Here is a 13256-nt window from a genome sequence, read left to right as displayed (position 1 = left end):
TGACTGTGGGCTTGAGAGCGGCTTCGAGTGGGGCCGGCGTGTCCTCGGCGCAGGCCAGGCTGATCTCAAGGCATTCAACCTCGCCGAGCCGACCCTCACGCGGAGCTTCGGCGATCCGATCGATCCGATCGTCACGAATTCCGATCAGCCGGTCTCACCGGGACGGCTCAGGCCGGGTTCCCGGGCGCGGCCTCCAGCAGGCGTTCGGCGAGGGCCTCCGCCTCGCGGGTCTTCGGCGCGTTGAAGAACAGGACCCTGCCGACGACCGGGTCGCCGGTGTAGTAGCGCTCGTAGAGTGCCTGGCGGGCGGCGAACGGGCTGCAGGTCATGTCCCAAACCATCCGCATGACTTGGAGGCGGCGCTCGGCGCCGACCTCCGGGCCGTGGACGTACTTCTCCACGAGGTGACTGATCTCCTCGTGCCGCAGCTCGCCCTCGGTCATCACGATCGCGCCGCTGCCCGCGACCAGCCGGAGCACCTCGACCGCCCTGGCGATCGCGTGCGGGAAGAAGAAGGTCAGCGCCGCGATACCGACCCGCGACTCCTCCGTCGGGCAGCCGTGGCCGCGCACCGCCGACCCGGGTTCGCGACGCCCGCCGATTCGGCGGCTCAGATCGACCGCGGCTCCGTCGAGGATGCCCTCGGCGACGTTCAACAGGCCCATGACCTCGCCGAGTTCCTCCTGATAGCGCGGCGAGGTCGCCCGGCCCGTGGTCCGCGCGGCCACGGTGGCGAGCCCGGCCAGGAACTTCAGTTTGGAGGTGCTGCGGGCCGCGCCCTGGAGCGGGCCGTAACCGACCGCGTTGCGCACCACGTTGTTGTATGCGTCCAGGTCGCCGGCGACGACGACCCGCTCCTCGGGGACGAAGACGTCGTCGAAGACGAGGATCGCGTCGCCCTCGTCGAACCGGCCGCTCAGCGGGGTGTCGAAGAGACTGTCCCCACGGTCGTACGCCTGCCGGCAGACGATCTTGAGGCCGGGCGCGTCGAGCGGAAGCGTGCAGACCAGGGCGTAGTCCTCCTGGCCGGGCCGGCGCGGCACGTAGGGGCCGACGAAGACCTCGTCGGCCACCGGGGCGAGGGTGGACAGCAGACGGGCGCCCCGGATCACGATGCCGTCCTCGCGACGCTCCACGATCCGCACGGCCTCCGGCGGGGCGTCCTGCGTCGAGCGGTCGCTCTGCGGGTCCACCAGCGTGTGGGTGACCGCGAGGTCCTCCCGGCGCAGCCGCGCGAGGTAGGTGCCCATGCGGGCCGCCTCCTCGTGCTTGCCGACGTGCTCGAGGCTGCTTCGGACGTCGAGCAGGTAGGCGTTCATGAAGTCGGGGAGCCGGCCCATCATGCCGTAGGTCAGCTCGGTGCGGAGCCGGTCGCAGCGCAGCCTGGCCAGCACGTCGTCGTGGGTGCGCGCCTCGAGCAGGGTGGTGCTGTGGGCCTCCCCGGACGCCTCGTCCCACACTGTCAGGACGTCGGCGAACTCCGGGTCCAGCTGCGCGTCGTAGAGTCCGGCGAGCGTCGTCAGCACGCCCTGGAAGGCGGGGTGGGCGGTGACGTCGTCGACCCGCTCACCGTTGATGTACAGGCTGCGCCCGTCCCTCAGGCCCTCCAGGTACGCGGCACCCGAACGAAGTCCCACGTGGTCACTCCTTGTGCTGAGGCTTGGTGAGTGCGTCCGAGCGGGACGCGACGAGGTGGCCCGGCTCCCGGACGTCGGCGCAGGGGGGCCGCCGGACCGTCGCGGTGACGGTCCGGCCGGGGGAGCGGAGGCGGGGCGGAGGTCAGCGGCCGAGGAGGAAGTCGAGCTGGATCCGGTTGAAGGTCTCGGTCTGCTCGTACTGGGGCCAGTGGCCCGCGTTCTCGATCACCGCGAGCCGGCCGCGCGGGATCAGGTCCGCGATCCGGCGCCCCTCGTCCACCGGACCCGACGGGTCCTTGGTGGTCCACACGACCAGCGCCTCCGCCTCGATGGCGCGCAGGTCGTCGTCGGTGAGCATGTTGCGCCGCCGGGTCTCCAGGTCCTGCAGCGCCATGTTCATCCGGCAGGCTGTCTTCCAGTCCGGCTGCTCGAAGATCGCCTGCCGGGTCCTGATCAGATCGTCGGTGACCATCGACGGGTCGGCCATCAGCCACTCCAGCCGGGCCTTGACCCGCTCCCAGGAGGGGTCCTCGGCGGCCTGCGTCGACAGGGTCAGCAGCCGTTCCATCACCTGGGGGTTCGCCATCGTGCCCCCCATGGTGTTGAGCACGATCCGCTGGGTGCGCCCGGGGTGCAGCTGCGCGAACCGCGCGGTCACCCAGCCGCCCAGCGACTCCCCGCTGAAGTACGCGCGCTCGTGGCCCAGTGCGTCCAGCACCCGCTGGACCTGGTCGAGGTAGTGCGGGATCTCCAGCGGATGCTCCGGCTTGGTCGAGTAGCCGTGGCCGATGAAGTCGATCGCGTAGACGTTGAAGTGCTCCGCGTGCGCGGCCAGGTTCCGCACGTACGCCTCGGCGTGCCCGGTGATCCCGTGCAGCATCAGCAGCAGCGGCTTGTCCGGGCTGCCCGACTGCAGGAACCGGGTCCGGTACGGCCCCGTCTCCAGGTATCCCTGCCGGAACTCGACCTGCGCCAGGTCGGACCACACGCTCGTGTACGTCATCATCTTCTCCTTGGGACTCTGATCTCGGCCGGGCCCGGATCGGCTCGTGGGCTCGGGGCGGCGGCCGGGCTCAGGTGGCGGCCGGGCCGACCGGGTGCTCGGCGAGGAAGCCGAGGACCAGCCGGGTGAACTCCGAGGCCCGCTCGTACGGCACCCACAGGCCGGTGCGCTTGAACAGGTGCAGCTGGGCGTCGGGGATCTGCTTGAGCAGGAAGAGGGCGTTGTCGAAGCCCTGCACCCGGTTCTCGGTGCCCCAGACGATCAGCGTCGGCACCTTGATCCGGCCCAGCTCCTGCCACAGCGGCTCGGCCGGCACGCCCGCCGACTCGGCACCGGCCCGGCGCTCCTCGCCGCCGGCGACCGACTCCAGGTACCGCTCCTCGACGAGTTCGTCGGTGACCAGCGCCGGATCGAACATCATCATCCGCAGGTAGGAGCGCATCTTCTCCCGTGACGGGCCCTCACCCATGTAGTAGGAGCGGATCGCCTTCTGGCCCTCGGACGGCATCGTGCTGAACAGCGGCACCCCGCCGGCGCTGGAGACCAGGACCAGGCGGTCCACGCGTTCGGCGTGGTGCAGGGCCATCGCGATCGCGACCGCGCCGCCGGTGGCCAGACCGACCACGCTCGCCCGCTCGATGCCCAGCTCGGAGAGCATCGCGGCGAACACGTCGGCGTAGGGCCGGTACTTGCCGCCGGACAGCTCGATGGCGTCGGAGCGGCCGTAACCGGGCAGGTCGACGACCAGGACCCGGGCGTGCCGGGACAGCTCGGCGAGGTTGGTGCCGAAGTTGCCCCAGCCCGACGCCCCGGGCGCCCCGCCGTGGACACACAGCAGGACCTCCGGGCCGGTGCCCGCCTCGTGGTAGTGGATGCGGGTGCCGCCGACCGTGACGAACCGGGAGGTGGACTCGCGGGTGAACGGCTCGCGGGCGAGCGGCTCACGGGGTTCCGGGGCTTCCGGGGTCTCCCGGGGGAGCCGCTCGTGGGTGTCGGCCGTCATCAGACCTTCACCGCCGCCGGCATCTCGCCGCCGAAGTAGTTCATGCCGTAGGCCTGGTACAGCGGGCCCGCGTAGTTCTGCACGTGGTGCAGGGCGCTCTGGCAGTCCCGCCACATCCGCTGCATCGGATTTTTCGCGTGCAGCTGGGAGCCGCCGCTGACCTTGAAGATCTCGTCGGCGGCCGCGGCCGCGCGGTGCGAGGCGGAGACCTGGTTGCGGCGGATCTCGGCCCGCTCGGAGAGGGTGAGCAGCCGTCCGGAGGAGACGATGTCGAACGCCCGGTCCATGTCGTGCAGGACGTGGCCGATGCTGGCGTCGATGTCGGCGGCCGCCGGAGCCAGCACGGACAGCTGGAACGGGTCGCGGCTGGCCGAGCCGAACCGGCTGCTGCGCTCCCGGGTCCACTTGACGTACGCGGCCAGGGTGCCCTGGGCCAGCGCGATCGTCGCCGTGGTGACGGCGCCGGAGAAGACCACGTTGCGCGGCATCGAGTACAGCGGCGCGTCCCGGCCCGCGATCGACCCGGCGCTGCCGTCGGTGACCGGGTTGGTCCGGATCAGCCGGTGCTCCGGCACGAAGGCGTCCTTGACGACGATGTCCTTGCTGCCGGTGCCGCGCAGCCCGATGACGTCCCAGGACTCGTGCAGGATCTCGTAGTCGCTGCGCGGGATGACGAAGTGGATCGTCTCCCGGTCGGTGACGTTGCCCTCCTGGTCGGTGATCAGGCCGCCGATCATCACCCACCGGCAGTGGTCGGTGCCCGAGGAGAACGGCCAGCGGCCGTTGAAGACGTAGCCGCCCTCCACCGGCCGCGCCCGGCCCATCGGGGCGTAGGGCGAGGCGACCCAGGTGTCGGGGTCCTCGCCCCAGATCTCGCGCTGCATCCGCGGATCGCCCTGGGCGAGCTCGTGCGGGTGCACGCCCACCACGCCGGTGATCCAGCCGGCCGCGCCGTTGCGCTGCCCGATCTCGTAGGCGGTGCGCAGGAACTCGGTCGGGTGGGACTCGAGGCCGCCGAAGTCGCGGGGCTGGAGCATCCGGATCACCCCGGACTCGCGCAGCACGGCGGCGACCTCGTCGCTGACCCGGCCGAGCTCCTCGGACACGGGTCCGTCGCTCTCCAGCAGCTCGGCGTGTTCCATCACGTGGTCAAGCACGGCGTTCATGGCGCCTTCCTCTCTGGTGGGGCGGTCGGGTCAGTGGTGGTCGACGGAGTGGTGGCCCCAGAAGTGCGCGGTGTCGTACCGCGTGGGCGTCCACGTCTCGTCGTCGATCTTGATGCCGCCGGTGCCGAACTCGAGCCCCACGTCGGACGGGGTCAGCAGGTAGAAACTGACCATCCGGTCGTTGCTGTGCCGGCCGAACGTCTTCAGCAGCCTGTGCGGCTCGTCCTCGATGTGTTCCATCGCCCGGCCGATCACGTCGAGGTCGGTGACCTCGAGCATGAAGTGGCCCACGCCCAGCGGGCGGCCCCCCACCTGCGGGGTGAAGGCGAAGGAGTGGTGGCGGGGGTTGCAGTGCAGAAACGTTGCTGCCAGGTCCGGGGCGAGGTCGATGTGGTCGGAGAGCCTGAAGCCCAGCACGTCGAGGAAGAGCGACTCGTAGCGGGCACGGTCCGAGACCACCTGCAGGACGTGCCCCAGTCCCTCGGTCCCGGCGACGAACTCCGCGCCGACCGGGGAGGCGAACCGTGCCGAGGAGGTGCCGAGGCCCCAGAAGATCTCGTGGTCGTAGCAGTCGTCGGGGTCACGGAACCGGATCAGGTCCGAGACCATCCGCTCCTTGGCCACCGCCTCGCCGGGCCGGGTGACCTCGTACCCGGCGGCGACCAGGCGCGCCTCCAGTTCGGCGAGCTCTGCGGGCCCCCTGGTCTCCCAGCCGACCGCGCTCACGCCGCCCCGCTCGCCGGGACGCACCTCGAGCCGGTAGCTCTTCTCGTCCACACGGAACAGCAGGCGGTCGTCGCTTCTGCGGTCGGCCATCAGCCCGAGCACCCGTTGGCCGAAGTCCTGCCAGTGGTCGAGGTCGGTGGCCGTGAACTGCAGGTACCCCAGGGCGGTGACTCGGGCGGTCATGTCTCTCCTCGCGGTCGTTCTCTGCGCAGTCGTTCTCTGTGGCCGGGCTCAGCCCAGCACACGGTCCTGGCCGAACCGGATCTGGATCAGGTCGGCGACCTCGGCGGCCCGCTCGCGCACCTGTTCACCCCACCGGGCGACGGTCGCGCCGTCGGCGCCTCCCGGCGGGAAGGACATCCGCACCGCCAGGCGCGGGGTACCGGCCATCGGTACCGCGACGGTGATCGAGCGGACGTCGTAGGTGCCGTCCGGATCGAGGTCGGGCTCGTAGTAGTCGAGGCGGTCCAGGTGCATGCTGAGCACCTGGCGCCGGCGTCGCGGTGTCGGCTCGCCGTGAATGTAGCGGGTGACGTCCTGCCAGATCTCCTGGTCCGGGGCGTGGCCGACCAGGCAGAGCGAGTAGCCCTGGGCGGCGACCCGCTCCGCGATCTCCCGGCAGCGCTTGCGCGACGCCTCGTCCTTGCGCGGCAGCCGGTCGAGCCAGCGGGCGAGGCCCGCCTCGTCGGCGGGGTCGAGGTGGACCGCGCCGATGGGCGGCAGGTGCGGCAGCCGCAGGCCGATCTCGAAGTAGGTGGGCGTCGCCGAGCCCCGCTCGGTGCCGATCACCACATCGTGGTCACCGATCGACGCGAGCAGCGAGACGTCGGCCGACTCCTCGGCGGCCAGCGCGGCCAGCGGCTCCATCGCCGCCTCGCTCAGCCGGGCGGCCCGGATCAGGTCGTGGTCGGCCGGGGCCAGGAACGACGAGGACGCGAAGCCGCCGAAGCCGCCCTGGAAGAAGAGCAGCGGACACGTCGGCCGCTGCACGTCCAGCGAGCGGACCTCACCGAGCACGATGTAGTGGTCACCGGCGTCCACCAGCTGGTGGTAGGCGCAGTCGATCCACGCGACCGAGTCCTCGAGGATCGGCGCGCCGGACGGCGACGGCCGCCACTGCACGCCGGCGAACGACTCCGGACCGCGCCAGCTCGTGACGAGGTCGGCCTGGTCGGCGGCGAGCACGTTGACACAGAACGTGTTCGCCTCCCGCAGCCGGGCGAAGGTGCGCGAGTTGCGGTCCGGCATGAAGGCGACGAGGGGCGGGTCGAGCGAGACGGAGTTGAAGGTGCCCACCACCATCCCGATGTGCTCGCCGCTGTCCAGGGTCGCGGTGATCAGGGCCACCCCGGTGGGGTGGTGCCCGAGTGCTTCGCGGAACGTGTGCGGGTCTATCGCGGTCAGGGCCGCGCCCGTGGTCGGTTCAGACATTGCGGATCAGCCTGTAGACCTGGCTGCGCAGTTCGGCGAACCGCGGCAGCGCCTTGGTGGAGACCTGCTCGCGCGGGGCGGGCAGGTCGACGGTGAGGAGACTGCGGATCCCGGCCGGCTTGCCGCCGAGGGCGAGGACCCGGTCGGAGAGGTAGACGGCCTCGTCGATGTCGTGGGTGACCAGCAGCACCGTGATGCCGAGGTGCTCGCGGACCCGCAGCAGCAGGTCCTCCAGGTCCGCCCGGGTCTGGGCGTCCACCGACGCGAACGGCTCGTCCATGACCACGACGGCCGGACGGTAGGCCAGCGCCCGCGCGATCGCGACCCGCTGCTGCATGCCGCCGGACAGCTGCCAGGGGTAGTGGCCGGTGAAGTCGGAGAGACCGACCTCGGCCAGTGCCTCCAGGGCCGTCTTCTCCCGCTCGGCCTTGGCCAGGCCCGCCGAACGCAGCGGCAGCACCACGTTGTCGAGGACGCTGAGCCATGGCATCAGCGAGCGGCTGTAGTCCTGGAAGACGATGGCCAGCCCGCGCGGCGGCGCCTCGATCCGCTGCCCGTCGAAGAGCACCTCGCCCTCGCTGGGGCGGCGCAGCCCGGTCAGGCACTCCAGGAGCGTGGTCTTGCCGACGCCCGAGGGGCCGACGATGCACATCAGCTCGCCGCGGCCGACCTCGAAGTCCAGGCCCTTGAGGACCTGGCGCTCGCCGTAGCTGTGGCCCAGCCCGCGGATCCGCATGATCGGGTCGGAGGCACCGCCGTCCGGCTTCCCCTTGTTCAGGGTGGTCTGCGTCTTCATCGCTGGTCCTCCTTCTGCTTGGTATAACCGCGGTGCCAGGCCAGCACCCGGGCCTCCACGAGTCCGAAGGCCTTGTTCGCCGCGTAGCCGATCAGACCCAGCACGATCAGGCCGGTCCACATCGCGACGATGTCGAACGTGCGCTGCGAGTTGAGGACGAAGTAGCCGAGCCCGCCCGGACTGCCGACCATCTCCGTGAGCACCATCGCCACCACCGACATCGACAGCGCCACCCGGGCGCCGGCGAAGACCTGGGGCAGGGCGGCGGGGACGACGACGTAACGGATCCGGTGCCAGGTGCTGAGCCGGTAGCCGGACGCGACCTGGTGCAGGACCGGATCGACGGACCGGACGCCCTCCACGGTGTTGAGCAGGATCGGCCAGGTGGAGACGAAGGCGATGGTGACCACCTTCATATCGTCGTCGGTGCCGAGCAGCAGCATCATGATCGGCAGCAGTGCCACGCTGGGCAGCGCCCGCATGAACTCCACCAGCGGCCGGGTCGCGTCCTCCAGCGCCGGAACGGAGCCGAGCACCAGGCCGAGGACCACGGCGGCGGCGAACCCGATCCCGAAGCCGGCGACCAGCCGGACCACGCTGGGCAGGGCGTCCTCGATGAGGTGGTCGAAGAACCACAGGTCGACGAAACGGTCGGTGATCTCCGAGAGAGCCGGCCAGTAGAGCGAAGTGCTGCCGGCGCTGAGCCACCACCAGGCGGCGACCAGCAGTACCGGGAGCCAGCTTTCCCGGGCGACGAGCGTGGCGGCCTTCAGTGCCCTGCTCATGCCGCACCTCCCTTGCGGACCGAGGGGTGCCACCACAGCACGCGGCGCTGCAGCAGCACGAAGACCAGGTTGAGCAGCAGACCGAGGAACGCCGCGGTGAACGAGTACACGAACGCCCGCTCGGTGTCGTTGATCTGCATCGCCTGCAGCAGGACGTAGCCGAGACCGTCGGAACCGCCGAGGAACTCCGAACTGATCGCCATCAGCAGGGAGAGCGTCGCGGCGATCCGCAGGCCGACGAAGACGAACGGGAACATCGACGGCGCGATCAGATGCCGCAGCAGGTGCCACCGCGTCAGGTGGTACGCCCGCCCGACCCGGCGCAACTGGGGCGAGATCTCCCCGACCGCGTAGGAGGTCTGGATGATGATCGGCCAGACCGCCGAGACCAGGATCAGGACCAGGCCCAGATCGCGGGTCGCGCCGAAGAGCAGCAGGAACAGCGGCAGCAGCGCGATCGCGGGAACCGTGCGGCCGAAGTCGAGGAGCAGCTGGGTGCTGCGCCGGGCGTGCTCGTTGGCGCCGATCAGCAGACCCACCGGCACGCCGACCAGTACGGCGAGTGCCAGTCCCAGCAGGGCGGTCTCGACCGAGGTGGCGATGTTCGACCAGTAGGCGCCGGTTCCGGCCAGGTCGATGGCGGTCCGGAAGCTCTCCAACGGTGTCGGGAAGTCGCTGGAGGCCCCGGGCCCGAGAGCGAACAGGTGCCAGACGACGAGCGCCACGAGGATCGCCAGCAGCCGGTTGACCAGCCGCCGGACGCCGGTGGGCACGGCCCCGGACCTCGCACCGGCCGCGGCCGGCCGGGTCTTCCCGCCGGTCGCGGCCCGCTCGGACTTCGTGCCGGTCACGCTCGGTTCGGTCTTCGCGCCGGTCACGGCCCGACCAGTTTCCCGGCGTCCGGCGCGGCCTTCTCGAACATGTCGTACTTGTTCATGTACTCGACCGAGAACTCGACGTCCTCGGTGGTCAGCGGCTTCTCGGCGTAGACCGGGAACGCGGCCTTCTCCAGGAGGCCGGCGTCCGCGTCGAGGACCTCGGCGGCGGTCCTCACCAGCAGCTCGCGGTCGTCGTTGACCAACGCGTTGCCCTCGCGCACCGCTTCGGCGAAGGCATTGACGGTCTCCTTGTTCGCCTCGGCGAAGTCCCGGGTGGTGACCCAGACGTACGCCACCCCGCCGCCGCCGGAGTTGACCGGCCCGAGCGGACGCAGGTCGCCCTTGGCGCGCTCCACGGTGCCCACCGGCTCGGGCGTGGTGGTCGCGTCGACCTGGCCGGACTTCAGGGCGGCCAGGGGGTCCGGGGACTCGACGAACTTGATGGAGGAGCTGTCGCCGCCGGCCTCGTCGACGGATCCGCGCAGGTCGACCCAGGGCGCGCTCTTGATCTGCGGCACTCCCACGGTCTTGCCGGTCAGGTCGGCCAGCGACTTGACCGGAGAGTCCTTCTTGACCCACACGTTGGCGAAGCTGAACTCCTCCTGGCCCTTGGGGATTCCCCCGTCGGTCGCACCGGCGACATAGACCAGGTCGACGCCCTGACCCGCGGCGACGAGCGAGGTGGCGGTGTCCAGCAGAGCGAGGTCCACCTTGCCGCCGAGCAGCTGAGGCACCATCTCGGTGGACGTCTTCGCCGTGCTGATCTTGACGTCCAGGTCGTGCTTCTCGAACACGCCCTCCTCGTCCGCGGCGAAGGCCGGGACACCGTTGAGCGAGGCGAAGACGGCGAGCTTGAGCGGCCCGTCGGCCGACGCGTCCGAGCCGGAGCCGTCGGAGGAACAGGCGGTACACAGGGCCAGCGCCGCGACGGCGGTCGCGGCGAGAGCGCGAAAACGAGTGGAAGCCATGAGGGTCCAGTCCTTCTGTCGTGCCCGGCAGTGCGGCTCGTTCGGAAGTTGTGTCCGTGGCGGGCATGACGACAGTGGCAAAACGGGGCCCTCAAGTGGCCCGATCCCTCACCAATCGGAATTTCAACTCGGCTCTCATGGAAACCTCGACGTAACACAGGGCGTCGCGTACGTTCCGTATACACATACGTTCTGGCTGAAAATGGTTGGCCGACGGACAACGCCGGACGTGGGCGGGACGGAGCCGAGATGAGTGAGATCAACGGCAAGCGCGGCGTGCTGGCGCGGGCCTTCGACATCCTCGGCTGTTTCACCGGTGGCGAGCCCGAGCGCTCGGTCGCCGACATCTGCGCGGTGACCGACCTGCCGCCGGCGACCGTGCACCGCATGCTGGCCACCCTCTCCGAGCACGGCGCGATCGAGCGGATCGGCCGCGGCCGCTACCGGCTCGGCCCGCGCCTGTGGCGACTCGGCCACGATGTCCCGGACATCCGGCTGCTGCGCGACTGCGCCCGCCCGGCCCTGGTCGACCTGCACGCGAGCACCCGGCTGCCGGTCGCCCTGGTGACCCGCGAGGGTGACCGGCTGCACATCATCGACAAGATCGCCGGCCGCAACACGGTCCGAGTCTGGGAACAGCTCGGATCGCCGGTGCTGGACGAACACCCCGCGGGTCTGGTCCTCCTGGCCTGGGGACACGATCCGGACCGCCGGCCCGCGTCGCGCCCGTTGCGCAGCGAGGAGCAGTTCGCCTGGCGGCAGGCGCTCGCCCAGATCCGGCAGATCGGCTTCGCGCACTCCCCCACCGGCGCACAGCACACCTCCCCGCTGGTCTGGGCGGCCGCCCCCGTCTTCGCTGAGGACCAGACGGTGAGCACCTGTGTGATGATCGGCGGTCGCCGGGGCCAGCACCCGCCGATCTCACTGGGCCGCCAGGCCCGGGCCACCGCCCGGGACATCTCCGCCGGCCTGCGCGCCGGCCTGGAGGAACCCACCCTCGGCAGAACGCACGCCTGAAAGGTCGGGCTCCCGCACCGCCGAGGCCACCCGGGCGACCGACCTCGTCACCCGGGCGAGCCGCGGAGTACGTCGGCGACCCGGCCGGCGGCCACGCGCCCCCGCGGGCCGCTCCGGCCGGTGATCAGGCAGGTCCGCGACCCGTTTCGGCCGGCCGCCACGCGTCCCCGTCGTGACCCCGTCGCCAACTCGCTTTCCGCTGGATGCGAGCCACGAACCGCTCGGCGCCCGCTGCTCCGAGACTGGTCACCGCGGGTCGCCGGGCGGCCCGCAGGGTCTGTCCGGCACATCCCCGCCTGCTCAGCGAGCGGACGACGGTATGTGTCGGACAGACCCTGGGACCCCCACCGAGAGGACAGCCGTGAGCGTCGCCTCCCCCACGCCGCAGCAGGTCGGCGCGACCGCGCAGCTGGTCGACTTCATCGGCCGGAGGGACCGCCGCGCCGAGCCGGCCACCCGGGCGGCCCTGCGCGGCCTGACGGTCGACACCGTCGGGGTCGCCGTCGCCGGGCTCAGCACACCGGCGGCCGTGCTGGTGCGCGACTGGGTCGAGGACCAAACACCGTCCGGTACCGGCGCACCGTCCGACGCCGTCGCGCCGGCCGGGACGGCGGCCGTGTGGGGTTCGACGAGCAGACTCGGGCCCGCCGCCGCCGCCCTGGTCAACGGCACCGCCGCGCATGCCCTGGACTGGGACGACGCCGCTCCCTCGATGGCCATGCACCCCGCCGCGGTCCTGCTGCCGACGCTCTTCGCGCTCGCCGCCCGCCGCCCGGTGACCGGCGCCGAGCTCGACGCCGCCTACAGCGTCGGCTCCGCCGTCTTCCGAGCGGTCTCCGAGGTGCTCCCGCACGCCGTCCACTACGGCCGGGGCTGGCACAACACCTCCACCACCGGACGGCTGGCCGCGACCGCGGCCGGCTGCCGACTGCTCGACCTGGACGGGAACGTGACCGCCCACGCCCTGGGCATCGCCGCCTCCCAGGCGTCCGGGAGCCTGGCGAACTTCGGCACGATGACCAAGCCGATGCACGCCGGCCTGGCGTCCCGGGACGCCGTGATGGCCGTGGGGCTCGCCCGCCGGGGCTTCACCGCCAACCCCGCCCAGCTGGAGGCGCGCGGCGGCTTCCTGGACCTCTTCGGCGACCACGACCCGCGGCGCACGGCGGTCCTGGGGGAGCGGCTGGAGCACTGGGTGACCGGCTGGGTCGACGACTACGTGATCAAGGCCTATCCCTCCTGCTTCGCCACCCAGCGCGCGATCGACGCGGGACTCTCCCTGCGTGAGGAGCTGGGGGCCGACGCCGGCCGGGTCTCGCGGATCGAGGTGACCCTCGAGCACGGCGGCACCCGCCCGTTGCGGGACACCGGGCCGGGCAACGGGCTCGAGGCCAAGTTCTCCCTGGAGTACACCCTCGCCGTCGCCCTGCTGACCGGGAACGTACTGCTCGGCGACTTCACCGACGAGGCCCTGAAACGTCCGGGGGTGGCCGAGCTGATGGCCCGGATCGAGCTCGCCGAGCGGCCACCGGCCGAGGAGCCGGGCCACACCGTCGTCCGGCTGCACACCGGTGACGGCCGGCTCCTGGTCCGCGACGTTCACCACTCCCGCGGCGACTCGCACCGGCCGCTCTCGCCCGCCGAGCTGGCCGCCAAGTTCCACCAGTGCGTGGGACGGGGACCCGCGAAGGCGTCCTGGTTCGACGCGCTCCACGCCGTCCCGGACGCCGACGAGCCCCAAGACCTCCAGAGACTCCTCGCCGGCCCGCCCGCACAAGGCTGACCCGGCCTCCCACCTGCCTCCCCGGGCCGCGACCCGCATCGCACCGCCGTACCCGACACCAGG

Annotated in this window: 12 protein-coding genes; 2 read left to right on the top strand and 10 right to left on the bottom strand. The window is 71.5% G+C overall.

Annotated features, from left to right (window positions below):
• Window positions 1-167: 167 nt before the first annotated feature.
• The 10 genes from ACFYQA_RS13300 to ACFYQA_RS13255 all read right to left on the bottom strand — a co-directional run bounded on the left by ACFYQA_RS13300 (window position 168) and on the right by ACFYQA_RS13255 (window position 10393).
• A complete protein-coding gene (locus ACFYQA_RS13300; protein ID WP_388915905.1) occupies window positions 168-1637 on the bottom strand; it encodes a 4-hydroxyphenylacetate 3-hydroxylase family protein in 1470 nt (489 codons plus the stop codon).
• Between the two features lie 142 nt (window positions 1638-1779).
• Window positions 1780-2640, bottom strand: coding sequence for an alpha/beta fold hydrolase (locus tag ACFYQA_RS13295; RefSeq protein ID WP_388915903.1), 861 nt, complete (start codon window positions 2638-2640; stop codon window positions 1780-1782).
• Window positions 2641-2710: 70 nt separating this feature from the next.
• Window positions 2711-3643, bottom strand: coding sequence for an alpha/beta fold hydrolase (locus ACFYQA_RS13290; RefSeq protein WP_388915900.1), 933 nt, complete (start codon window positions 3641-3643; stop codon window positions 2711-2713).
• Window positions 3643-4809, bottom strand: coding sequence for a hydroxylase (locus tag ACFYQA_RS13285; RefSeq protein WP_388915897.1), 1167 nt, complete (start codon window positions 4807-4809; stop codon window positions 3643-3645). The genes ACFYQA_RS13290 and ACFYQA_RS13285 overlap by 1 nt, the downstream gene beginning before the upstream one ends.
• A gap of 30 nt (window positions 4810-4839) precedes the next feature.
• Entirely contained in the window at window positions 4840-5718 is an 879-nt protein-coding gene (locus ACFYQA_RS13280; protein WP_388915894.1) for a VOC family protein, read from the bottom strand.
• 48 nt (window positions 5719-5766) lie between these two features.
• Window positions 5767-6966, bottom strand: a complete 1200-nt coding sequence (locus tag ACFYQA_RS13275; RefSeq protein ID WP_388915891.1) for a flavin reductase family protein — start codon at window positions 6964-6966, stop codon at window positions 5767-5769.
• Complete coding sequence (locus ACFYQA_RS13270) at window positions 6959-7762, bottom strand: ABC transporter ATP-binding protein (RefSeq protein WP_388915888.1); 804 nt, start codon at window positions 7760-7762, stop codon at window positions 6959-6961. The genes ACFYQA_RS13275 and ACFYQA_RS13270 overlap by 8 nt, the downstream gene beginning before the upstream one ends.
• Window positions 7759-8547: an ABC transporter permease gene (locus ACFYQA_RS13265; RefSeq protein ID WP_388915886.1), complete on the bottom strand. Its 789-nt coding sequence runs from the start codon at window positions 8545-8547 to the stop codon at window positions 7759-7761. The genes ACFYQA_RS13270 and ACFYQA_RS13265 overlap by 4 nt, the downstream gene beginning before the upstream one ends.
• Complete coding sequence (locus ACFYQA_RS13260) at window positions 8544-9425, bottom strand: ABC transporter permease (RefSeq protein ID WP_388915883.1); 882 nt, start codon at window positions 9423-9425, stop codon at window positions 8544-8546. The genes ACFYQA_RS13265 and ACFYQA_RS13260 overlap by 4 nt, the downstream gene beginning before the upstream one ends.
• Complete coding sequence (locus ACFYQA_RS13255) at window positions 9422-10393, bottom strand: ABC transporter substrate-binding protein (RefSeq protein ID WP_388915880.1); 972 nt, start codon at window positions 10391-10393, stop codon at window positions 9422-9424. The genes ACFYQA_RS13260 and ACFYQA_RS13255 overlap by 4 nt, the downstream gene beginning before the upstream one ends.
• Before the next feature lie 249 nt (window positions 10394-10642).
• Between ACFYQA_RS13255 and ACFYQA_RS13250 the strand changes: the two genes are divergently transcribed.
• Both ACFYQA_RS13250 and ACFYQA_RS13245 read left to right on the top strand, forming a co-directional pair.
• Window positions 10643-11410, top strand: a complete 768-nt coding sequence (locus ACFYQA_RS13250) for an IclR family transcriptional regulator (protein ID WP_388915877.1) — start codon at window positions 10643-10645, stop codon at window positions 11408-11410.
• 361 nt (window positions 11411-11771) lie between these two features.
• Complete coding sequence (locus ACFYQA_RS13245) at window positions 11772-13193, top strand: MmgE/PrpD family protein (protein ID WP_388915874.1); 1422 nt, start codon at window positions 11772-11774, stop codon at window positions 13191-13193.
• Window positions 13194-13256 lie beyond the last annotated feature (63 nt).

Origin of the sequence: Streptomyces sp. NPDC005774 (assembly GCF_042871645.1) — a bacterium.
In the GTDB taxonomy this organism is placed as follows: Bacteria; Actinomycetota; Actinomycetes; order Streptomycetales; family Streptomycetaceae; genus Streptomyces; species Streptomyces pratens.
This window is presented reverse-complemented; position numbering and strand designations above follow the sequence as displayed.

Bases quoted from the DNA above. Each gene is read 5' to 3' on its own strand.
- ACFYQA_RS13255 (WP_388915880.1), bottom strand. From the start codon at position 10,393: ATGGCTTCCACTCGTTTTCGCGCTCTCGCCGCGACCGCCGTCGCGGCG.
- ACFYQA_RS13265 (WP_388915886.1), bottom strand. From the start codon at position 8,547: ATGAGCAGGGCACTGAAGGCCGCCACGCTCGTCGCCCGGGAAAGCTGG.
- ACFYQA_RS13250 (WP_388915877.1), top strand. From the start codon at position 10,643: ATGAGTGAGATCAACGGCAAGCGCGGCGTGCTGGCGCGGGCCTTCGAC.
- ACFYQA_RS13295 (WP_388915903.1), bottom strand. From the start codon at position 2,640: ATGACGTACACGAGCGTGTGGTCCGACCTGGCGCAGGTCGAGTTCCGG.
- ACFYQA_RS13285 (WP_388915897.1), bottom strand. From the start codon at position 4,809: ATGAACGCCGTGCTTGACCACGTGATGGAACACGCCGAGCTGCTGGAG.
- ACFYQA_RS13280 (WP_388915894.1), bottom strand. From the start codon at position 5,718: ATGACCGCCCGAGTCACCGCCCTGGGGTACCTGCAGTTCACGGCCACC.
- ACFYQA_RS13270 (WP_388915888.1), bottom strand. From the start codon at position 7,762: ATGAAGACGCAGACCACCCTGAACAAGGGGAAGCCGGACGGCGGTGCC.
- ACFYQA_RS13275 (WP_388915891.1), bottom strand. From the start codon at position 6,966: ATGTCTGAACCGACCACGGGCGCGGCCCTGACCGCGATAGACCCGCAC.
- ACFYQA_RS13290 (WP_388915900.1), bottom strand. From the start codon at position 3,643: ATGACGGCCGACACCCACGAGCGGCTCCCCCGGGAGACCCCGGAAGCC.